The sequence below is a fragment of the Sphingomonas sp. genome (genome assembly GCF_965200105.1).
GTDB lineage: Bacteria > Pseudomonadota > Alphaproteobacteria > Sphingomonadales > Sphingomonadaceae > Solisphingomonas.
Genome location: NZ_CBDATN010000003.1, coordinates 555,097 through 574,232, shown reverse-complemented (window position 1 = coordinate 574,232; position 19,136 = coordinate 555,097). Strand labels below are relative to the sequence as shown.

General features: G+C 70.8%; 22 protein-coding genes and 1 pseudogene. 16 read left to right on the top strand and 7 right to left on the bottom strand.

Annotated elements, in window-relative coordinates; translation table 11 throughout:
* Positions 1-11 precede the first annotated feature (11 nt).
* Entirely contained in the window at positions 12-1,031 is a 1,020-nt protein-coding gene (locus ACOFKX_RS15710; RefSeq protein ID WP_419828004.1) for an aldo/keto reductase, read from the bottom strand.
* Positions 1,032-1,171: 140 nt separating this feature from the next.
* Here ACOFKX_RS15710 and ACOFKX_RS15705 point away from each other — a divergent pair, with 140 nt between their 5' ends.
* Complete coding sequence (locus ACOFKX_RS15705) at positions 1,172-1,399, top strand: hypothetical protein (RefSeq protein WP_419828003.1); 228 nt, start codon at positions 1,172-1,174, stop codon at positions 1,397-1,399.
* 13 nt (positions 1,400-1,412) lie between these two features.
* On the top strand, positions 1,413-1,562 hold the full coding sequence (locus ACOFKX_RS15700; protein ID WP_419828002.1) for a hypothetical protein: 150 nt from the start codon (positions 1,413-1,415) through the stop codon (positions 1,560-1,562).
* Between the two features lie 292 nt (positions 1,563-1,854).
* Here ACOFKX_RS15700 and ACOFKX_RS15695 read toward each other — a convergent pair whose 3' ends face one another.
* Together ACOFKX_RS15695 and ACOFKX_RS15690 are read right to left on the bottom strand one after the other, a co-directional pair.
* Entirely contained in the window at positions 1,855-2,202 is a 348-nt protein-coding gene (locus ACOFKX_RS15695; protein ID WP_419828001.1) for a GntR family transcriptional regulator, read from the bottom strand.
* A 38-nt stretch (positions 2,203-2,240) separates the two neighbouring features.
* Positions 2,241-2,828 carry a nitroreductase family protein gene (locus ACOFKX_RS15690; RefSeq protein WP_419828286.1) on the bottom strand — a complete coding sequence of 196 codons (588 nt, stop codon included), beginning with the start codon at positions 2,826-2,828 and terminating at the stop codon, positions 2,241-2,243.
* Positions 2,829-2,957: 129 nt separating this feature from the next.
* Here ACOFKX_RS15690 and ACOFKX_RS15685 point away from each other — a divergent pair, with 129 nt between their 5' ends.
* From ACOFKX_RS15685 to ACOFKX_RS15670, 4 genes and pseudogenes are all read left to right on the top strand, one after another.
* Positions 2,958-4,760, top strand: coding sequence for a peptide MFS transporter (locus tag ACOFKX_RS15685; RefSeq protein WP_419828000.1), 1,803 nt, complete (start codon positions 2,958-2,960; stop codon positions 4,758-4,760).
* Between the two features lie 162 nt (positions 4,761-4,922).
* Complete coding sequence (locus ACOFKX_RS15680) at positions 4,923-5,288, top strand: PDZ domain-containing protein (protein WP_419827999.1); 366 nt, start codon at positions 4,923-4,925, stop codon at positions 5,286-5,288.
* A pseudogene (locus ACOFKX_RS15675) lies at positions 5,185-5,424 on the top strand (M48 family metalloprotease); the annotation flags it as partial. The gene ACOFKX_RS15680 and the pseudogene ACOFKX_RS15675, both read left to right, overlap by 104 nt.
* A gap of 65 nt (positions 5,425-5,489) precedes the next feature.
* Entirely contained in the window at positions 5,490-5,663 is a 174-nt protein-coding gene (locus ACOFKX_RS15670) for a hypothetical protein (RefSeq protein ID WP_419827998.1), read from the top strand.
* Here the strand turns inward: ACOFKX_RS15670 and ACOFKX_RS15665 are convergent.
* On the bottom strand, positions 5,660-6,625 hold the full coding sequence (locus ACOFKX_RS15665) for an L-threonylcarbamoyladenylate synthase (protein ID WP_419828285.1): 966 nt from the start codon (positions 6,623-6,625) through the stop codon (positions 5,660-5,662). The two genes, ACOFKX_RS15670 and ACOFKX_RS15665, sit on opposite strands and share 4 nt — an antisense overlap.
* A gap of 110 nt (positions 6,626-6,735) precedes the next feature.
* Between ACOFKX_RS15665 and glmM the strand changes: the two genes are divergently transcribed.
* From glmM to folP, 5 genes are all read left to right on the top strand, one after another.
* Positions 6,736-8,073: a phosphoglucosamine mutase gene (glmM, locus tag ACOFKX_RS15660; RefSeq protein ID WP_419827997.1), complete on the top strand. Its 1,338-nt coding sequence runs from the start codon at positions 6,736-6,738 to the stop codon at positions 8,071-8,073.
* Positions 8,070-8,942 carry a bifunctional hydroxymethylpyrimidine kinase/phosphomethylpyrimidine kinase gene (thiD, locus tag ACOFKX_RS15655; protein ID WP_419827996.1) on the top strand — a complete coding sequence of 291 codons (873 nt, stop codon included), beginning with the start codon at positions 8,070-8,072 and terminating at the stop codon, positions 8,940-8,942. The genes glmM and thiD overlap by 4 nt, the downstream gene beginning before the upstream one ends.
* 15 nt (positions 8,943-8,957) lie before the next feature.
* The gene (locus ACOFKX_RS15650; RefSeq protein ID WP_419827995.1) at positions 8,958-9,572 is read left to right on the top strand and encodes a ribonuclease HII; all 615 of its coding nucleotides are present in this window, start codon (positions 8,958-8,960) and stop codon (positions 9,570-9,572) included.
* An 84-nt stretch (positions 9,573-9,656) separates the two neighbouring features.
* Positions 9,657-10,781: a site-specific DNA-methyltransferase gene (locus ACOFKX_RS15645; RefSeq protein WP_419827994.1), complete on the top strand. Its 1,125-nt coding sequence runs from the start codon at positions 9,657-9,659 to the stop codon at positions 10,779-10,781.
* Positions 10,778-11,905 (top strand): dihydropteroate synthase, encoded by a 1,128-nt coding sequence (gene folP / locus ACOFKX_RS15640; protein ID WP_419827993.1) that lies wholly within the window; start codon positions 10,778-10,780, stop codon positions 11,903-11,905. Before ACOFKX_RS15645 ends, folP begins: the two co-directional genes overlap by 4 nt.
* A gap of 165 nt (positions 11,906-12,070) precedes the next feature.
* On the opposite strand, the gene ACOFKX_RS15635 is transcribed toward folP, so the two are convergent.
* Positions 12,071-13,510 carry a sigma-54-dependent transcriptional regulator gene (locus ACOFKX_RS15635; protein ID WP_419827992.1) on the bottom strand — a complete coding sequence of 480 codons (1,440 nt, stop codon included), beginning with the start codon at positions 13,508-13,510 and terminating at the stop codon, positions 12,071-12,073.
* Positions 13,511-13,653: 143 nt separating this feature from the next.
* Between ACOFKX_RS15635 and ACOFKX_RS15630 the strand changes: the two genes are divergently transcribed.
* The 5 genes from ACOFKX_RS15630 (at position 13,654) to ACOFKX_RS15610 (ending at position 17,260) form a co-directional block, all read left to right on the top strand.
* Entirely contained in the window at positions 13,654-13,785 is a 132-nt protein-coding gene (locus tag ACOFKX_RS15630) for an aa3-type cytochrome c oxidase subunit IV (protein ID WP_419827991.1), read from the top strand.
* 9 nt (positions 13,786-13,794) lie between these two features.
* Positions 13,795-14,931: an NAD(P) transhydrogenase subunit alpha gene (locus ACOFKX_RS15625; protein WP_419827990.1), complete on the top strand. Its 1,137-nt coding sequence runs from the start codon at positions 13,795-13,797 to the stop codon at positions 14,929-14,931.
* A gap of 73 nt (positions 14,932-15,004) precedes the next feature.
* Positions 15,005-15,319: an NAD(P) transhydrogenase subunit alpha gene (locus tag ACOFKX_RS15620; protein WP_419827197.1), complete on the top strand. Its 315-nt coding sequence runs from the start codon at positions 15,005-15,007 to the stop codon at positions 15,317-15,319.
* Positions 15,320-15,359: 40 nt separating this feature from the next.
* On the top strand, positions 15,360-16,850 hold the full coding sequence (locus tag ACOFKX_RS15615; protein ID WP_419827198.1) for an NAD(P)(+) transhydrogenase (Re/Si-specific) subunit beta: 1,491 nt from the start codon (positions 15,360-15,362) through the stop codon (positions 16,848-16,850).
* A complete protein-coding gene (locus ACOFKX_RS15610) occupies positions 16,847-17,260 on the top strand; it encodes a DUF1801 domain-containing protein (RefSeq protein ID WP_419827989.1) in 414 nt (137 codons plus the stop codon). Before ACOFKX_RS15615 ends, ACOFKX_RS15610 begins: the two co-directional genes overlap by 4 nt.
* A gap of 22 nt (positions 17,261-17,282) precedes the next feature.
* Here the strand turns inward: ACOFKX_RS15610 and ACOFKX_RS15605 are convergent, their stop codons facing one another.
* Both ACOFKX_RS15605 and motA read right to left on the bottom strand, forming a co-directional pair.
* Positions 17,283-18,272 carry a flagellar motor protein MotB gene (locus ACOFKX_RS15605; RefSeq protein ID WP_419827988.1) on the bottom strand — a complete coding sequence of 330 codons (990 nt, stop codon included), beginning with the start codon at positions 18,270-18,272 and terminating at the stop codon, positions 17,283-17,285.
* The gene (motA, locus tag ACOFKX_RS15600) at positions 18,273-19,136 is read right to left on the bottom strand and encodes a flagellar motor stator protein MotA (RefSeq protein ID WP_419827987.1); all 864 of its coding nucleotides are present in this window, start codon (positions 19,134-19,136) and stop codon (positions 18,273-18,275) included.

Genomic DNA, 19,136 nt, shown 5'->3' with positions numbered 1-19,136 from the left:
TGGCCGAGGCGTCAGGCGGATGTCGGCCGCCCGGGCACCGCCGCGTCGGCGTGGAGGATGTTCCCGGCGCGCAGGTCCGCCCAAAACTCCCCCGGGATCCTAGCGCGAAGCGCGGCGTGGTCCGCGAGGATGTGGTCGGGGTTGGCGGTGCCGACGATCAACGACGCGGCTACGTCGGGCGCCAGGCTGAACTGCAGCGCTGCCGCGACGAGGTCGACGCCGTGCCGATCGGCGGTGGCGCGCAGCGTCGCGAGCTTTTCGCGCTTGTCGGCCGGGATCAGCATGTTCTCCTCGCCGTAATTGTAGCGCGGTTCGCCGCCGAGGAAGCCAGCGTTGAGCGCGGAGCCGACGACGAAGCTCACGCCGGCCTCGCGCGCCCGGGGGAAGAGGGCCTCCACCGCGTTGGCGTGATCGATCAGCGAATATTGGCTGGCGAGCAGGTGGACGTCGCTGTCCGCCTCGTCGAGGCAGCGCAGGATCGGCTCGGGCCGGTTCACGCCCATTCCCCAGCCGTCGATGATGCCCTCCTCGCGCATCCGGGAGAGGGTGGGGAAGGCGCCCTCGCGCGCGATCGGCCACAACGCCTCCCAATCCGTGGGCAGGTAGGGATTGTCGGGCGAGAGATCGTGAACGAACACGATGTCCAGCCGATCGAGCCCCAAGCGCTGCAGGCTGTCCTCGATCGAGCGGCGGACGCCGTCGGCCGAATAGTCGAAGTGCGGCGTGTTGGGCGAGGTGGTGAACGGGAAATAGCGCTTCGCCTCGTTGTCGCGGCCGGCGCGGAGGAGCTTGCCCACCTTAGACGAGATCACGAACTCGGCTCGCGGCTTGCGTGCCAGGAAGCGGCCGAAGCGGCGCTCTGCGAGCCCGAGGCCATACCAGGGCGATACGTCGAAATAGCGTATGCCCGCGTCCCAGGCGGCGGCGAGCGTCGCCTCCGCCTGCTCGTCGGTGGCAAAGCGAAACTCATTGCCGATCGCCACGCCACCCAGGCCGAAATTTACGGGCGGACGATATCGTTGCGGTGCCATGACGCTGCCTTCGAGGGTGAGTGACGGCAGGCAAACGCGGCGAGCGATGCGACGTTGCCGACGTCTCCGCGTTCTGCTCTGCGAGGTCGAGGCAAGGCGATCTCGTTTTCGTCGGCCGGCACCGGCGCAAGGAGGCAGCGATGATCTACAACCTGGACGAGCGTGCGACGCTGTCGAGCGACGGCGCCGAGGCGGCGCAGGGCACGCTTGGCGACATGGTGGCGCTGGCGCTGACCTGGGACGCGGGCCGCCTCGCCGGCGCGCGTATCGAGACCGTGACGCAGGAGGTCTACGCGCCCGACATGATCGAGACGATCGCGCGCGAGGCAGGCATCGAGGCGGGCGGCGACGAAGGCCATCCGAGCTGAGGGGAGGACGCCGATGTCGCTCGACGACACCATCATCGACACGCCCGACGGCCCGATGCGCTGGGCGGATTGGAAGAAGCGCAACCCCGTCCAGGTGCCGTCGCGCCGCACCAGGGGCAAGGATCTGCCGAACCGGGTGAAGGCGCGGACGGACGAGAGCTAGGGGAGCGCCGGACGAGGCGACGTCGATGAGGCGGGGATCGAGAGCGACACGCGGGAGCCTTCCTGCTCGTCGCAGCCGACCTCCATCCTGGCGTCGCGTTCGAACGCCAGGAACAACCGCTCGCGCCGACCTGATCCGCGTTCACCGCGCCGACCTCGTGCGGCCCTTCAAGGTCGCCGAAGTCGTCAGCAGCGCATGACGACGTTGGTGGTGGCGGACGGGACGGTCGTGCAGGTCGGCCCGAGCTACGTCGACGCGGTGGAGGCGGCGCTCGGGATCGGAGCGTGACGGCTCACCCCGGCTCGCGCGCCATGAGGTCGTCGATCCGAAGATCCAGCCGTTCGATCGTCGCGCGGACGCGCGGCCAAGTCTCGCGCAGAAATGTGTCCCGCTCGACGGCGCGCAGGCGCGCGCGTGCGCCATTGGCGACGAACATGCCGACGCCGCGCCTGACGGTCACCAGCCGCTCGTCCTGGAAGCTCTGATATGCCTTCGCGACGGTCAGCGGGTTGGCGCCCTGCTCGGCGGCGAAGGCGCGGACCGAGGGCAGCGGATCGCCGTCGCGGTAGCGCCCGTCGAGTATGGCTTCGGCGATGATGTCGCGCAGCCTGAGGTAGACCGGCCGGTCGTCGCTCGTCATGCCGTCCTACTGTACTAATACGGCGGCACGCGCAAGGATCAGGCGATCGCGTCGCCGTCCCACTCGGTGACGATCGCGTCATAGTCGGGACGCGGCCGCTCCTCGGGCTCTCTCGGTGTGGTGCCGAGGAAGACGAAGCCGGCGATCCTCGCCTCCGGGTGGCCGAGCGCCGCCGCGACGCGGGGCGAGTAGGCGGCCCAGCCGGTCAGCCAGCCGCCGACCAGCCCCTCGGCATGCGCGGCGACGAGCAGCGCCATGCAGGCGGCGCCCGCCGACAGCTCCTGCTCCCAGTCCGGAATATGGCTGTCGCGCGGCGTCGACAGCACGACGACGAGGCCCACTGCCTGGCGGGCGAACTGGTCGACCGCATCGAGCTCCAGCCGACCCGCTTCGGACTTCTCGGCGAGGTAGGCGTCGCGCAGCATGGCCGCGAAGGCGTCGCGTCGCGCCTCGGGCACCACCACGAAGCGCCAGGGCGCGAGCTTGCCGTGATCGGGCACGCGCATCGCCGCCGTGAGGATGCGGCGCCACTGCTCGGGCGTGGGGCCCGGCGCCGTCATGTCGCGCGGCTTGCCCGAGCGGCGGGTCGCGATCAGCGTGGCGGGAGAGGAGAGGTCGTTGAGCATGGCGAGGGGGTAGGGAGCGAGCGGCGCTTTCTCAAGTCGCAGGGAGCGCGATCCCGCCGGCTTCCCCGTCCGCATCGCCGCCGCTATCGTCGCGTCGCCGCGCAGCCTCGCGACGGCCCGGGAGCGTACATGGTCCTACCGCAAGCCGACGCCACCACCGCACCGCTCGCCCGCGACGTCAGTCGCAGCGACGGCGACACCTGGCTCGGCCACCCGCGCCAACTCGCGCGGCTGTTCACCGTGGAGATGTGGGAGCGGTTCGGCTTCTACGGGCTGCGCGCGCTGCTCGTGCTCTATCTCACCCAGCATTTCCTGCTCTCGGATCACGAGGCGAACGGCGTCGTCGGCGGCTATCTCAGCCTCGCCTACCTGACGCCGGTGGTCGGCGGCTGGGTGGCGGATCGTTATCTCGGCTCCAAACGGTCGGTGAAGCTCGGCGCGATCCTGATGTCCCTGGGATATCTCGTGCTCTGCTTCGGCGGCCCGGCGGCCACGCCCTATGCCGAGTATGACGGGCAGCGCCACGTCGTGACGATGGCGTCTGCGGGCAACAACTTCGATCCCGGCACGCGGCAATATGTCGACGCCGGCGGCGGGCGCCGGCTGATAATCTCGGGCAATGCGGACGGATCGGTAGACCTCAAGGCGATCGACGGCAGCGTCGTCCGCCATTTCGGCAAGGGCGGCTTCTCGGCGGGTGGCGAGCGATCGCGGGGCTTCGTGCTGGTGATGCTGCTGGCGCTGTCGATCGTCGCGGTCGGCATGGGGCTGTTCAAGCCCAACATCTCGACGGTCGTCGGCGCGCTGTACCCGGCGGGCGACCAGCGCCGCGACGCGGGCTTCACCATTTTCTACTGGGGCATCAACCTGGGCTCGGTGGGGAGCCAGACGCTGTGCCCGCTGTTCGTCGGCTGGTTCGGATGGTGGGCGGGCTTCCTGATCGTCGCGGTGGGGATGATGATCGCCTACCTGCTGATGCGCTTCGACGGCGGACGGCTGGCGGGCTATGGCGAGCCGCCGCCGCAGGAGAAGGATCGCTTCGGCTACGTGCTGCTCGGCGCGGCGGTGGCGGTACCGATCATCATGGCGGTGCTGTGGAACGTGATGCAGACGCCGGAGGCCGCGCCCGGCGCCGGCTTCGTCGGCTATCTCGCGGCGCTGCCGGTGCTGGGCAAGGTGTTGATGGCGGTGTTCCTGGCCGCCGTGATCGGCATACCCGTTTGGTCGTTCCGCGCCGGCGGGCGCGACGAGGCGCAGATGATGCTGGCGGCGATCATCCTCGTCGTCTTCAACGTCACCTTCTGGACGCTGTTCGAGCAGGCGGCCTCCTCGCTCACCCTGTTCGCCGACCGTTCGACCGACCTGACGCTGTTCGGCGTGATCCACATGTCGGCGCCGCAGACGCAGAACTTCAATCCGATCACGATCGTCGTGTTCGCGCCGATCATGAGCTGGCTGTGGACGGTGCTGGCGCGGTTCGGGCGGGAGCCGTCGATCCCCGTCAAGTTCGGGCTGGCGCTGGTGATCGTGGGGCTGGGCTTCGTCGTTCTCGCGGCGAGCGGGCATTTCGCGGGCGCGGATTTCAAGGTGGGGCTGTGGTGGCTGGCGCTCACCTATTTCCTGCACTCGATCGCCGAGCTGCTGATCTCGCCGGTTGGCCTGTCGATGATCACCAAGCTGGCGATGGCGCGCGTCGTCGGCATGATGATGGGCGTGTGGTTCCTGTCGATATCGGTCGCCGAGTATCTGGCGGGCGCGATCGCGCAGGGCGCGTCGGTGCAGACGGTGGGCGGGCAGGTGACCAACGCCGAGCTTGCGCTTCATACCTATCTTGCGAGCTTCCAGACGGGTGGCATGTGGACGATCGGCGCGGGCGTGCTGCTGCTGGTGCTGACGCCGCTGCTCAAGCGCCTGATGCACGGGGTGCAGTAGCGGGCGCGCAGGGCGCTCCTCCTCCTGCTGCTCGCGCTGCTCGGCGCGACGGACGCATTGCTCCGCGCGCTCGCCGCCGTCTATCTGCGCGTGGCGACGATCGCTTACCGGCTTTAGACGGCGGCCGCATTCCGGTGCCGCAACGGCGCACGGCTCTCCGACATGGTCGTGCAGGACGCCTCCCGATATCGTGCCGACCTGCGCCCGGCGGTGGCGCGCCTGTTCGGGCTCGGGCGGATGGCGGGCCTGATCGGCGTGGTGCCCGGCTCTCCTGCCGATCGCGCCGGGCTGCGGCCGGGCGACGCGATCGCCGCGATCGATCGCGTGCCCGTCGTGACCGGAGCGAGGTCTGGTCCGCGGGCGGCGAACGGCGGTCGTCACCGTCGTCAGCGCCCGCCTCTCCGCCGCTCTGGCGCGCGGGCCGGTGCGGCTCGCGATCGACCGCAGCGGCCGACGCCGCGTCCTTGTCCTGGAGGGAGTGCCGGCGTGCGCGGCGCTGGTCCAGCTCGGCTTCGGCGCGAAGCGTAACGCGGGCGCGGACAGTCGCACCGTCACCGTCTCGCAGGGGCTGGTCGAGTTCGTCGTCTCGGACGACGAACCCGCCTTCGTGATCGCGCACGAGCTCGCGCACAACATACTGGGCCAGCCGCGCGAGCGGGTCGCCGCCGGCCTGGCGACGATCGCGGCATGGGAGGGGCAGGCGGATCCTCTCGGTCTTTATCTGGTCGCGTGGGCCGGCTGCGACGTCACGGCGGCGCCGCCTTCTGGCAGCGGCTGGCGGCGTCCGGATCGTTCCCCGACGAGACCCACCCGCCGACCGCCGACCGCATCCGGGCGCTGGCGGACGACGCGCACGACATCGAGGCGCAACGCGCCGTCGGCCGGCGGCCGATGCCCGACTAGGTTCGCTCCGCGGGCGCGGGCTGAGGACGCGGCGCCGCCGCCCTCGCCAGCCGGTCGGCGACGGCGACGCCAAGGCCGTCCGCAGACACCGGCGCCACCGCGATTGCCGCGCGGCCGGAGGCGTCGGCGCGGTGCAGCGCGTCGAACAGCCGCGCAGCCGCCTCGACCGGGTCGCCCACCGTCGACAGCGTGTCGTCGCCCGCGACGGCACCGAAGCCGATCAGCCACTCGTCGCCGCGCCTTTCCGTCGCGTCGAGCCGGAGCGGCAGGCGCGGCGCGTAGTGGCTGGCGAGCTGCCCGGGCGCCTCGATCACGCCGCCTGCCGTCGCGAGGATCGGCAGCCCGGCCGTGTCCGCCAATGCTTCGGGCGCGATCGGTCCCGGGCGGAGCAGCCGGAGCCCGTTCGGCGCGACCGCGGCGATCGTCGACTCGACACCGTGCGTGGTCGCGCCGCCGTCGAGGACGAGGCCGATGCGTCCGTCGAGCGAGGCGGCGACGTGCGCCGCGCGCGTCGCGCTGATCGCGCCGCTGGCGTTGGCGGATGGGGCCGCGAGCGGGCGCGCCACCGCCGCGATGACGGCGCGCATCACCGGGTGCGCGGGCACGCGGAGCGCGATCGTCGGCAGCCCGGCGGTCACGATGCCGGCGATGCCGTTGCCCTCGCGCGCCGGCAGCACCAGCGTCAGCGGGCCGGGCCAGAAGGCGTCGGCAAGCGCCGCCGCCGCCTGCCCGATCGGCGCGATGCGATCGGCCGCGTGCTTGTCCGCGACGTGGACGATCAGCGGGTTGAAGGCGGGCCGTCCCTTGGCGGCGTAGACGCGCGCCACCGCCTCGCCGCAGGTCGCGTCGGCGGCAAGGCCGTAGACCGTCTCGGTAGGCAGCGCGACCGGCTCGCCGCCGAGGATCGCGGTGGCGGCGGCGGCGATGCCGGCGTCGTCGGCGGGCAGGATCCTCGTCGCCATCCTCGTCACCGGAAAGCCGGTACGCGCCTGCGCCCGCCCGATCAAACCGCGCGCGGCCATTCACCCTTTCGCCAGCGTTCGGCGTTATAGGCGCGCGCGAGGAGACGGGCATGCCACGACGCTATTTCGGAACGGACGGGATCAGGGGCCGCACCAACGAGGCGCCGATGACGGCCGAGCTCGCGATGCGGGTGGGGCAGGCGGCGGGCGCGCACTTCCTGCGCGGCGAGCACCGCCATCGCGTGGTGATCGGCAAGGACACGCGGCTCTCCGGCTACATGATGGAATCGGCGCTCACCGCCGGATTCACCTCGGTTGGCATGGATGTCATCATGTTCGGGCCGCTGCCCACGCCGGCGGTGGCTATGCTGACCCGCGCGATGCGCGCCGACCTCGGCGTGATGATCTCGGCCAGCCACAACCCTTATCAGGACAACGGCATCAAGCTGTTCGGGCCGGACGGCTACAAGCTCTCCGACGAGGACGAGGCCGCGATCGAGGCGGCGCTGGAGCATCCGCCGCAACTCGCGCCCGCCGAGGCGATCGGCCGCGCCCAACGCATCGAGGACGCGCGCGGGCGCTACATCCATGCGGTGAAATCCACCTTTCCCGAGGATCTCCGGCTCGACCGGCTGCGCGTCGTCGTCGATTGCGCCAACGGTGCCGCCTACTCCGTAGCGCCCCAGGCATTGTGGGAGCTGGGCGCCGAGGTGGTGGCGATCGGCGTCTCGCCCGACGGCACCAACGTCAACGATCGCTGCGGATCGACCGCGCCGGAAGCGTTGCAGGCCAAGGTGCTGGAGACGCGCGCCGACATCGGCATCGCGCTCGACGGCGATGCCGACCGGCTGATCGTGGTCGACGAGCGCGGGCGGCTGGTGGACGGCGATCAGATCATGGCGCTGCTCGCCTGCTCGTGGAAGCGGCGCGGGCTACTCAAGGGCGGCGGCATCGTCGCCACGGTCATGTCCAACCTCGGCCTCGAACGCTATCTGGCGGGCGAGGGGCTGAGCCTGCACCGCACGGCGGTGGGCGATCGTTACGTGCTGGAGGCGATGCGCCGCGATGGTTTCAACGTCGGCGGCGAGCAATCCGGCCACATCATCCTGTCGGATTACGCCACCACCGGCGACGGGCTGGTGGCGGCGTTGCAGGTGCTGGCGGAGCTCGTGCACTCGGGCAAGCCGGCCTCCGAGCTGCTGCGCCGCTTCGATCCGCTGCCCCAGCGCCTCCAGAACGTGCGCTTCAAGAGCGGCGCGCCGCTGGAGACCGACGGCGTGCGCGCCTCGATCGCGGCGGCCGAGGCGCGCCTGGCGGGCACCGGCCGGCTCGTCATCCGCAAGTCGGGCACCGAGCCGCTGATCCGCGTGATGGCGGAGGGCGAGGATCCCACGCTGGTGCGCGAGGTGGTGGACGAGGTGTGCGAGGCGGTACGGCGGGCGGCATGATCCCGCGCGTCCTCGTCATCGCCGGATCGGACTCCGGCGGCGGCGCGGGCATCCAGGCCGACATCAAGACGATCACGATGCTCGGCGGCTACGTCGCCACCGCGATCACCGCCGTCACCGCGCAGAATACGCTGGGCGTCACGCGGGTAGACGTGCTGCCGCCGGACGCGGTGGTGGCGCAGATCGACGCGGTGCTGGCGGACATCGGCGCCGGCGCGATCAAGATCGGGATGCTGGGATCGGCCGCAATCGCGCACGCGGTGGCGGATCGGCTGATCGACGACCGGCCATGCGACCACGTCATCCTCGATCCCGTGATGGTCGCGACCAGCGGCGCGACGCTCGCCGATGATCGTACCGTCGCCGCGCTGGAGCGGCTGATCGGCGTCGCGACGCTGGTCACGCCCAATCTGCCCGAACTCGCCGCCTTGTCAGGCGTCGCGGAATCGGAGCTTGCCAATCGGGATCGGCAGGTCGCTGCCGCCGTGCCGATCGTCCGGCGGTTCGGCGCGGCCGTGCTGGTCAAGGGCGGACACGCGCCCGGCACGATGCTGGTGGATCGCCTCGTCGGCCGGGATGGCATCGTCGCCGAGTGGCGATCCGACCGGATCGAGACGCGACACACCCACGGCACCGGCTGCACCCTGGCGAGCGCGATCGCCACGGGGCTGGCGGTCGGGATGGCGCTACCCGACGCGATCGAGCGCGCGCGCGGCTATGTCCGGGCCGCGTTGCTCGCGGCGCCCGGCCTCGGCGGCGGGTACGGGCCGATCGGACATGCGTTGGGCCAGAGTTACTCCTCTGCCGGGTTTTACCCGCAAGGAGCGGGACCCCGGATCAGGTCCGGGGTGACGAGAGAAGAAGGTTAACGTAAACGCCCGTCCATGCCGCGCTGCACCTTCGCGCTCGAACGTCCGCATCCCGATCCCGTCGCCGGTGTCGACGAGGCGGGGAGGGGACCGCTGGCGGGGCCGGTGGTCGCCGCCGCCGTCATCCTCGATCGCGGCCGCCATCCCCGCGGCATGAACGATTCCAAGCTGCTCTGCCCCGAACGCCGCCGCGATCTCGCCGGCGAGCTTCGCCTCCGCGCGCGCGTCGGCGTCGGGATCGCATCGGTGGAGGAGATCGACACGATCAACATCTACTGGGCGACGATGCTGGCGATGACGCGTGCGGTGGACGCATTGTGCGCGACCGGGCCGTGCGAGCCCGCTATGGTGCTGGTAGACGGCAACCGGCTGCCGCGCTGGCGCTACGCGGCGAAGGCGATCGTCGACGGCGACGCGCTGTGCCTGTCGATCGCCGCCGCCTCGATCGTCGCCAAGCACGAGCGCGACGAGATGATGCGCGCGGCGGATGCCGAGCATCCGGGCTATGGCTGGGCCTCCAACAAGGGCTATGGCACGCGCGACCATCGCGACGCGCTGGCGCGGCTCGGCCCCAGCCCGCTCCACCGCCGCAGCTTCGCGCCGGTGGCGCAGCTCTGCACTGAGATGTGAGGCGACTCGCCAGAATCCGCCATTTTGCAGTTGACCCGGAGTCCGGCCGGACTCATCACCGGCGCAGGACGGGCGGGAGTGCGTATGGGCAGGCTGGATCGGGTGGGGGCGACGCGCGTGCCCGACGCCCTGCTGCCGCTGAACCGCATCCTGCGCGACGACTGCATCCGCGCGATGCGGCTGCTGCCCGACAAGTCGATCGACTGCGTGTTCGCCGATCCGCCCTACAACCTGCAACTGGGCGGCGATCTCCACCGGCCCGACGGCAGCATGGTCGACGCGGTCGACGACGACTGGGACAAGTTCGACAGCCTCGCCGACTATGATCGATTCACCCACGCCTGGCTGCGCGAGGCGCGGCGGCTGCTGAAGGACGACGGCACGCTGTGGGTGATCGGCAGCTACCACAACATCTTCCGCGTCGGCGCGGCGTTGCAGGATCTCGGCTTGTGGATCCTGAACGATATCGTCTGGCGCAAGGCCAATCCGATGCCCAATTTTCGCGGTACCCGCTTCACCAACGCACACGAGACGCTGATCTGGGCGGCGAAGTCGGACAAGGCGCGCTACACCTTCAACTACCGCGCGATGAAGGGGCTCAACGACGACGTGCAGATGCGCTCCGATTGGAGCTTCCCGCTGTGCGGCGGCGCGGAGCGGCTGAAGGACGAGGCGGGCGGCAAGGCGCATCCCACGCAGAAGCCCGAGGCGCTGCTCTACCGCCTGCTGCTCGCCACCACGCGGCCGGGCGACGTGGTGCTCGATCCCTTCTTCGGCACGGGCACGACGGGTGCGGTGGCCAAGCGGCTCGGCCGGCACTGGATCGGGATCGAGCGCGAGCCGCGCTACGTCCGGCTGGCGCGCGAGCGGATCGCGGCCGCGCTGCCGCTCGACGAGAGCGCGATGGAGGTGATGCCGTCCCGGCGTTCCGCGCCGCGCGTCGCGTTCGGCGCGCTCGTCGAGGCGGGGATGATCGCTCCGGGCACGCTGCTTACCGACGTGCGGCGGCGCTGGCAGGCGTGCGTGCGTGCCGATGCCTCGCTGGTGGCGGGCAGCGAGACGGGCTCGATCCACAAGCTCGGCGCGACGCTGCAGGGCGCGCCGTCGTGCAACGGCTGGACCTTCTGGCACACCGAGGGCGAGGCGGGCCGGCTCCAGCCGATCGACGCGCTGCGGCAGGTGCTGATCGCCGCAAGCCCGCCGCAATGATCGTCGCGGAGCTGGCGCGGCGCGGATCGGCGGCCAAGCTCTACCTCCGCCCCACCGGTTTCGTCGACGCGCCGTTCGGTTTCGACGGGCAGGTGATGCGGCTGGCCGGCGGTCTCGTCTGGTTCTCGGGGGTGGAGGCGATCGCCGCAGACGCGGACGGCCGCTTCGGGCAGGTGCTCGTGCCCGTCGAGCGGATCGAGGATTTTCTCGGCGGCCTGCCCGAGCCACACCGCACGGCGGGAGAGCGGGCGTTCGCGCGGCTGCGCGAGCCGAGAGCGCCGCTGCGGCTCGGGTCGCGCCAGGTGCGGCTCGACCAGCCGCACGCCATGGGCATCCTCAACGTCACGCCCGACAGTTTCTCGGATGGGGGCGGCCTCGCGGACGATCCTGCCGCCGCGACGCGAGCCGGAGTCCGCATGGCGGAGGCCGGCGCCGCGATCGTCGATGTCGGTGGGGAATCGACGCGGCCGGGCGCCAAGCCGGTGTGGGAGGGCGACGAGATCGCCCGCGTGCGTCCCGCGATAGAGCGGCTGGCGGCGGCGGGTGTCGCCGTCTCGATCGACACGCGCAAGGGTGCCGTGATGGAGGCGGCGCTGACGGCGGGCGCGGCGATGGTCAACGACGTCTCCGCGCTGACCTACGATCCGCGCGCGACCGGGATCCTGTCGGGCGGCACGTGCCCGGTCGTGCTGATGCACCATCAGGGCACGCCCGAGACGATGCAGAAGGATCCGCGCTATCGCGACGCGCTGCTCGACGTCTACGATTGGCTGGAAGCCCGCGTGGAGGCGGCGGTCGCGGCCGGCATCGCGCGCGAGCGGCTGTTGATCGATCCCGGCATCGGCTTCGGCAAGGCGCTGCGCCATAATCTCCAGGTGCTGAACGGCCTGTCGATGCTCCAGGGGCTGGGGCTGCCGATCGTGCTCGGCGCCAGCCGAAAGCGCACGGTCGCCGCGCTGACCGGGGAGGTGCCGGTCGGGCAGCGGCTGGGCGGCTCGCTGGCATTGGCGCTGGCGGGTGCGCACCAGGGGGTGCAGCTGCTGCGCGTCCACGATGTGTTCGAGACGGTGCAGGCCTTGCGCGTCTGGCGGGGCCTGCGCGACGAGGCGCTGACGCCGGCGTAGTCCGATCGCCTGGAGCGCACAGCCGCCGTCGGCGGCGAGCACGGCCCCGGTGATGGAGGCGGCCGTCGCGAGGCCGATGCCCGAAGCCGCTCCGGTGACGAGCGCCCGCTTTCCCTGGAACCGCATCGCGCCCGCCTGGCCCCGGCTGGCCGGCGGGCCAGCCCGTCACGCCGCGCTGTCGATGCCGAGATCGCCGAGCTTGCGGTAGAGCGTCGAGCGGCCGATGCCGAGCCGGCGTGCGACCTCGCTCATGCGGCCGCGATAATGGCCGATGGCGAGGCGGATCACGTCCGCCTCGATCTCGTCGAGCGGGCGGAGATGGCCTTCGGCGGTATAGAGCTGGACCCCACCCCCGAGGGCCACGCCGGCGCGGCGATGATCCGCCACCTGGCGGCCCTGTCGCCGGCGCGAGAAGCTCTCCTGCGCGATCTGCGGGAAATCGGCGGTGGTCAGTGCGTCGGCGTCGGAGAGCACGGCGGCGCGGAACAGTGCGTTCTGGAGCTGGCGGACATTGCCCGGCCAGTCATAGGTGGCGAGCAGCGCCAGCGCCTCGTCGGTGATGTCGAGCTCGCGCAGGCCGGGCTGGCGCGCGATGCGGGCGAGCAGGTGGCGGACGAGCGCGGGCAGGTCGTCCGCACGCTCGCGGAGGGGAGGCAGCGCCACGAAGGTGCCGGCGAGCCGATAGAGCAGGTCCTCGCGGAAGCGGCCGGCGGCGACTTCCTCGGCGAGCGGCACGCGGCTGGCGGCGACGATTCGCACGTCGACGTCGCGCCCCGTCCTCGCGCCGAGCGGGAAGATGCGGCCGCTGTCGATGGCGTTCATCAGCCGCGCCTGCGTGTCCGCCGGAAGCGCGCCGATATCGTCGAGGAACAGCGTGCCGCCGTCGGCGTCGACGATGCAGCCGGGCTTGCGCTCGAACGCGCCGGCGAAGGCGCCGCGCTCGTGCCCGAACAATTCCGAATCGACGACGTTGGCGGGCACCGCGCCGCAGTCGACGACGACGAGCGGTCGCTGCGCGCGCGGGCTCGCGGCGTGCATGGCCTCCGCGACCATCTCGCGGCCGGTGCCACGCTCACCCTCGATCAGCGCGGGGCCGCGTGCGGCGGCGGCTTTGGCGGCGACGCCCAGCGCGGCGCGGAACGCGGGGGCGTCGCCCACCACCTCCTCCAGCGTCAGCGGCTGCCACAGTTTCTCGGCCATCGGCCTCAGCTCGCCGTCAACCGCCGGGCGATTCGCCGCCGCGCCGAGCGCGGTGAGCAGCCGGTCGGGCGCCAGCGGCTTGACGAGATAGTCGGTGGCACCGGCGCGCATCGCCTCGATGGCGAGGCCGATGCCGTCCAGGGTGGTGAGCGTGTAGACCGCCTTCTCCGGGTGCGCGGCGCGGATGGCCTCCACCAGCGCGGGCGAGCGCCCGATCGCCTGCTGGTCGATCAGCACCGCCTCGATGGTGGCGCCGCCGGGCGCGCGGAGCGCGTCGAGCGGATCGCCGCCTGGTTCGGCGCCGGCCGTGCGCCACCCGGCGCGCGCCGCGATCGCCGTCACGAGACGGCGCAGGCCCGGCTCCTCGCCGACCAGCAACAGGCTTCTGATCGTCTCGCGCGCCATGCCCATTCCCTCGGAAACGGAGCGTGTGTAGCCGCGCGGGGGTAAAGACCCGCTTAAGCCCAGATCCCCTCATAGGAAGAGGTTTGCACCGCTCCAAGAGCCGGTTAGAAGGCGGGCCGAGCAATCAGGCGGGGAAACGACGGATGGCCGACAACGGGCGCGCTCAGTTTAAGGCGCACGAGCAGACCTATGGCGGCTTCCTCGGGCTCCTCAAGTACGGCGCGATCGCGGCCTTCGTCGTGGCGGCCATCGTCGTCTTCATCGTCGCCAGCTAGGCCGCGCCGATGCGGATCGCGGTCCTCAGGGAGCAGGCGGAAGGCGAGCGGCGGGTCGCGGCGACGCCCGAGACGGTGAAGAAGCTGACGGCACTCGGCGCGACGCTGGCGGTGGAGTCGGGCGCGGGCGTCGGCGCCTCGATCTCCGATCAGGCCTATGCCGATGCTGGTGCCGGGGTGGGCGATCGGTTGGCGGTGCTGGCCGGGGCGGAGCTGATTCTTGGCGTTCAGGGTCCGGATCCGGCCTCGCTCGCGGGTGCCCGGCCGGGTGCGTGGCTGGCGGCCGGTCTCAACCCTTTCGGCGCCGGTCCCGAGGGCGGGCGTGCGAAGGTCGACGGCTATGCGGCGGCGGGCATCGAGGCGCTGGCGATGGAGTTCATGCCGCGCATCACGCGCGCGCAGTCGATGGACATTCTCTCCTCGCAGTCGAACCTGGCGGGCTACAAGGCGGTGCTCGACGCGGCGGCCGAATATGGCCGCGCCTTCCCGATGATGATGACGGCGGCGGGCACGATCTCGGCCGCGCGCGTGTTCGTGATGGGCGTGGGCGTCGCGGGCCTGCAGGCGATCGCCACCGCGCGCAGGCTGGGCGCGCAGGTATCGGCCACCGACGTGCGATCGGCCACCAGGGAGCAGATCCAGTCCTTGGGCGCCAAGCCGATCTTCGTCGAGAACGTGGCGGGCATCGAGGGCGAGGGATCGGGCGGCTACGCGACCGAGATGAGCCCCGAGTATCAGCGCGCGCAGGCCGAGCTCGTCTCGGGCCACATCGCCAAGCAGGACATCGTGATCACCACCGCGCTGATCCCCGGCCGCGCCGCGCCGCGGCTGATCTCGGACGCGCAGATCGCCTCGATGCGGCCGGGCAGCGTGATCGTCGATCTCGCGGTGGAGAGCGGCGGCAATGTCGAGGGCGCGGTGCCGGGCGAGGTGGTGGAGCGGCACGGTGTGAAGATCGTCGGGCACAGGAACGTGCCGTCGCGGCTGGCGGCGGATGCGTCGGCGCTGTTCGCGCGCAACCTGTTCAACTTCCTCGCCGCCTTCTGGGACAAGGAGCAGGGTCGCCCCGTGCTCGACGCCGAGATCGGCGACGCGATCCGGCTGACCCGAGGCGGCAAGGTGGTGCACCCGAGACTGTTCCAGTAACCGATCTGGTAAAAGTCGTTGACATGAGCGGCGCGCCGGGTTAGCGCGATCCTGCCGGGGAGGGCTGAGCGCCGTGGACTTCATCTCGATCCTGTCGATCTTCGTGATGGCCTGCTTCGTGGGCTATTACGTCGTCTGGTCGGTGACGCCGGCGCTGCACACGCCGTTGATGGCCGTGACCAACGCGATCTCGTCGGTGATCGTCGTCGGCGCGCTGATCGCGGGGGCGGCGCCGGCCTTCGTCGGCGCGGGTGCCGCGTCGGCCACGTCGAAGTGGCTGGGGCTGCTCGCGGTGGTGCTCGCCTCGGTCAACATCTTCGGCGGCTTCGCGGTCACCGAGCGGATGCTCGCCATGTACAAGAAGAAGGAGCGGCCGGCGGCGAAGTGAGCCGCACGCCGGTGCCGACGACGCGTTCGAGGGGGTAGGAATGCACGAAGCAGTCGCGACGCCGGCCTGGGCGATGCTGGCCTACCTGATCTCCGGCATCTGCTTCATCCTGGCGCTGCGCGGGCTGTCGAGCCCGGAGACCAGCCAGAAGGGCAACCGCTACGGCATCTGGGGCATGGGCATAGCGGTGGTGACGACGCTCGTCACCCACGTGCCCGTGCTCGCCACGTTGGCGGTCGTGCAGACGCCGGCCGGCGACTACACCGCGCTCCTCGCGCGCATCGACTGGGTGACGGCGCTGGAGATCCTCGCCGCGATCGGCCTCGGCGCGGCGATCGGCCTCGTCACCGCCAGGCGCATCAAGATGACGGACATGCCGCAGCTCGTCGCGGCGTTCCACAGCCTCGTCGGCCTGGCGGCGGTGCTGGTGGCGGTGGCGGCCTACGCCAACCCGGCGGCGTTCGGCATCCTCGATCTCGTCACCGGCCACATCCACCAGGTCTCGCGCATCGAGATGGGGCTGGGCATCGCGATCGGCGCGATCACCTTCTCGGGCTCGGTCATCGCCTTCCTGAAGCTCAACGGCAACATGGGCGGCAAGCCGATCCTGCTGCCCGCGCGCCACGTCATCAACCTGGGCACGCTGGCGGCGATCCTGCTGCTCATCGCCTATTTCGTCACCGACGACGCGCTGCCGGTGTTCGCGGCGATCACGGTGCTGAGCTTCGCGATCGGCTTCCTGCTGATCGTGCCGATCGGCGGCGCGGACATGCCGGTCGTCGTCTCGATGCTCAACAGCTACTCGGGCTGGGCGGCGGCCGCGATGGGCTTCACGCTGCACAACTCGGCGATGATCATCACCGGCGCGCTGGTCGGCTCGTCGGGCGCGATCCTGTCCTACATCATGTGCCGCGCGATGAACCGAAGCTTCATCAGCGTCATCGCGGGCGGCTTCGGCGCGGTGTCCGACGGGGGCGCCGGCGGTGATGCCAGGGAGCAGCGGCCGTGGAAGCGCGGCTCGGCGGAGGACGCCGCCTTCCTGATGAGCCAGGCCGAGCAGGTCATCATCGTGCCGGGCTACGGCATGGCGGTGGCGCAGGCGCAGCACGCGCTACGCGAGATGGGCGACGTGCTCAAGAAGGAGGGCGTGCGCGTGAAATACGCCATCCACCCCGTCGCGGGACGGATGCCGGGGCACATGAACGTGCTGCTCGCCGAGGCCAACGTGCCCTATGACGAGGTGTTCGAGCTGGAGGACATCAACGGCGAGTTCGCGCAGACCGACGTCGCCTTCGTGATCGGCGCCAATGACGTCACCAACCCCGCCGCCAAGACCGACAAGAGCTCGCCGATCTACGGAATGCCCGTGCTCGACGTCGAAAAGGCCAAGACCGTGCTGTTCGTCAAGCGATCGATGGGCGGCGTGGGCTATGCCGGCGTCGACAACGACGTCTTCTACATGGACAACACCATGATGCTGCTCGCCGACGCCAAGAAGATGGTCGACGATATCGTCAAAGCCATGGGTTGAGGAGCGGGCGCCGCGCCGAGACGCCGATCCGGGAGTTCGAGGCCTTGGCGGTGAGAGCCGACGGCGGGACGGGTGACTGGCGCAGCAGCATGCTCGGCCGCCTCCGCCTGCTCATCATGCAGGCCGATCCCGAGATCGTCGAGGAGGTCAAGTGGCGCAAGCCCACCAACCCCGATGGCGTGCCGGCCTGGTCGCACCACGGCCTCGTCTGCACGGGAGAGACCTACCGCGACAAGATCAAGCTGACCTTCGCGAGCGGAGCCGCGCTCGCCGATCCCGCCGGCCTGTTCAACGCCAGCCTGGACGGCAATGCGAGGCGCGCGATCGACCTGCGCGAGGGCGAAATGTTCGACGAGGCCGCTTTCCAGGCGTTGATCCGAGAGGCGGTCGCGCTAAACCTCGCGAAGTAGCGACGGCGCACGCGGCGACTCGCTACGGGTGGATAAATCCCCGCCGCTCCTCGGGATCGCCCGGCTCCGCGTCATGGTTCGCCTCGCCGCCCGCCACCTTGTCCGCCATCGCCCTCGCGTCGGTCGCATCGGCGCCGCCCTGCGTCCAGGCCAGCGTGATCGACATGCGGCGATTTCGCGGATCGGCGGGATCGGAGCCCTGGTACGGCTCGCGATCGGCGACGCCTTCGATGCGGACGAAGCGGGCGTTGGCGACGCCGCCCGCGGATAGCCGCGCGCGCGTCGCCTCGGCGCGCGCCGACGACAGCGTCCAGTTGTTGACGTTGCGGCCCGCCGCGTAGGGCAGGCCATCGGTGTGGCCGCGCACGATGACGCCGTTGGGCACGCCCGCGATCGCCGCCGCCACCTCGCCGATCAGCGTCGCGGCGCGCGGCGCGAGGCTGTCGCCGCCTAACGCGAACATCGAGAAGTCGGCGCCGTCGACGAGGTCGATGCGCAGCCCCTCGGGCGTCTCGGTGAAGCGGATGTGCTGGGCGAGGCCGCTGAGCTTGCGGTCGGCGGCGATCTGCTTGGCGATCATCTGCCTGAGTTGCTGGAAGCGGATGCGGTCGCGCGAGCGGATTGCGGCGGCGCCGTCCTTCTTGCCGCCGCTGGTATCCTTGGGAATGGTCAGCGACTTGGAGCCGGTCTGCGCCGCGCGGTGCGGGTAATTGTCCTTGGCGACGATGCTGTCGCCGCCGAACGGGCCGTTCGATCCGGCCGACTTCTCGCGCATCTCGACCAGCGTGGGCGTGAAATAGTCGGCGATGCCCTTCCTCTGCTTCTCGGTGGTGGCGCCGAGGATCCAGAGCAGCAGGAAGAAGGCCATCATCGCGGTGACGAAGTCGGCGTAGGCGACCTTCCAGGCGCCGCCGTGGTGGCCGCCATGGCCGTCGCCGACGATTTTCTTGACGATGATGATGGGCCTGGGCTCGGGCTCGTTGCGCCCGCGCTTGGCGCCCGCGGCGGCCACCTAGCGCCCCCTCATCCCGTCGAACACCTCGGCGAAGGCCGGCTGGTTCGAGTGGGTGATGCCCGAGCGCGCCGCCTCGATGACGAGCGGCAGCGGGTGGCCGTGGAGCGAGGCGACGATGATCTGCTTGACGACGTGGTAGATGGCGTCGTCGCCCTCCACCACCTGCTTGCAGCGCGACGCGAACGGGCCGACGATGCCGTAGGCGAGCAGCACGCCCATGAAGGTGCCGACCAGCGCCGATCCGATCATCGCGCCCAGGATCGCGGGGGGCTTGTCGATCGAGCCCATCGTCTTCACGACGCCGAGCACGGCCGCCACGATGCCCAGCGCGGGCAGCGCGTCGGCAAGGCTTTGCAGCATGTCCGCCGGGCGGATGGCGTCGTGATGGTGGGTCTTGAGACCATTGTCCATCACCTCCTCCACCGCGTGCGGGTCGAGCGTGCCCGACGACACCACGACGAGGCGCAGCGTATCGCAGATCAGGTGGACGAGCGTGCCGTCCTTGAGCAGCTTGGGATAGTTGGCGAAGATGGTCGAGGCTTTGGGATCCTCGATGTGCGGCTCGACGGCGACGGGGCCGTCGGTGCGCAGCATCTTCATCAGCGAGGAGACGAGGAAGATCGCGTCGAGATAATCCTGCTTCTTGTATTTCGGCCCCTTGAAGATCTTGCCGATGCCGCCGCCGAACTGCTTCAGCTCCTTCATCGAGTTGCCCGCGATGATCGCGCCGACGGCGGCGCCGCCGATGATGATCATCTCGTGCGGGATCGATTCGAGCACCGGGTGGAGGTCGCCGCCGGTGAAGGCGAAGCCGCCGAACACCATGACGAGCAGGACGACGAGGCCGATCGCAGCGAACAT

Excerpts from the sequence above, each read along its gene's own strand:
- ACOFKX_RS15710 (WP_419828004.1), bottom strand. The coding sequence starts at position 1,031 with ATGGCACCGCAACGATATCGTCCGCCCGTAAATTTCGGCCTGGGTGGC.
- ACOFKX_RS15705 (WP_419828003.1), top strand. The coding sequence starts at position 1,172 with ATGATCTACAACCTGGACGAGCGTGCGACGCTGTCGAGCGACGGCGCC.
- ACOFKX_RS15700 (WP_419828002.1), top strand. The coding sequence starts at position 1,413 with ATGTCGCTCGACGACACCATCATCGACACGCCCGACGGCCCGATGCGC.
- ACOFKX_RS15695 (WP_419828001.1), bottom strand. The coding sequence starts at position 2,202 with ATGACGAGCGACGACCGGCCGGTCTACCTCAGGCTGCGCGACATCATC.
- ACOFKX_RS15690 (WP_419828286.1), bottom strand. The coding sequence starts at position 2,828 with ATGCTCAACGACCTCTCCTCTCCCGCCACGCTGATCGCGACCCGCCGC.
- ACOFKX_RS15685 (WP_419828000.1), top strand. The coding sequence starts at position 2,958 with ATGGTCCTACCGCAAGCCGACGCCACCACCGCACCGCTCGCCCGCGAC.
- ACOFKX_RS15680 (WP_419827999.1), top strand. The coding sequence starts at position 4,923 with ATGGTCGTGCAGGACGCCTCCCGATATCGTGCCGACCTGCGCCCGGCG.
- ACOFKX_RS15665 (WP_419828285.1), bottom strand. The coding sequence starts at position 6,625 with ATGGCGACGAGGATCCTGCCCGCCGACGACGCCGGCATCGCCGCCGCC.
- glmM (WP_419827997.1), top strand. The coding sequence starts at position 6,736 with ATGCCACGACGCTATTTCGGAACGGACGGGATCAGGGGCCGCACCAAC.
- thiD (WP_419827996.1), top strand. The coding sequence starts at position 8,070 with ATGATCCCGCGCGTCCTCGTCATCGCCGGATCGGACTCCGGCGGCGGC.
- ACOFKX_RS15650 (WP_419827995.1), top strand. The coding sequence starts at position 8,958 with ATGCCGCGCTGCACCTTCGCGCTCGAACGTCCGCATCCCGATCCCGTC.
- ACOFKX_RS15645 (WP_419827994.1), top strand. The coding sequence starts at position 9,657 with ATGGGCAGGCTGGATCGGGTGGGGGCGACGCGCGTGCCCGACGCCCTG.
- folP (WP_419827993.1), top strand. The coding sequence starts at position 10,778 with ATGATCGTCGCGGAGCTGGCGCGGCGCGGATCGGCGGCCAAGCTCTAC.
- ACOFKX_RS15635 (WP_419827992.1), bottom strand. The coding sequence starts at position 13,510 with ATGGCGCGCGAGACGATCAGAAGCCTGTTGCTGGTCGGCGAGGAGCCG.
- ACOFKX_RS15630 (WP_419827991.1), top strand. The coding sequence starts at position 13,654 with ATGGCCGACAACGGGCGCGCTCAGTTTAAGGCGCACGAGCAGACCTAT.
- ACOFKX_RS15625 (WP_419827990.1), top strand. The coding sequence starts at position 13,795 with ATGCGGATCGCGGTCCTCAGGGAGCAGGCGGAAGGCGAGCGGCGGGTC.
- ACOFKX_RS15615 (WP_419827198.1), top strand. The coding sequence starts at position 15,360 with ATGCACGAAGCAGTCGCGACGCCGGCCTGGGCGATGCTGGCCTACCTG.
- motA (WP_419827987.1), bottom strand. The coding sequence starts at position 19,136 with ATGTTCGCTGCGATCGGCCTCGTCGTCCTGCTCGTCATGGTGTTCGGC.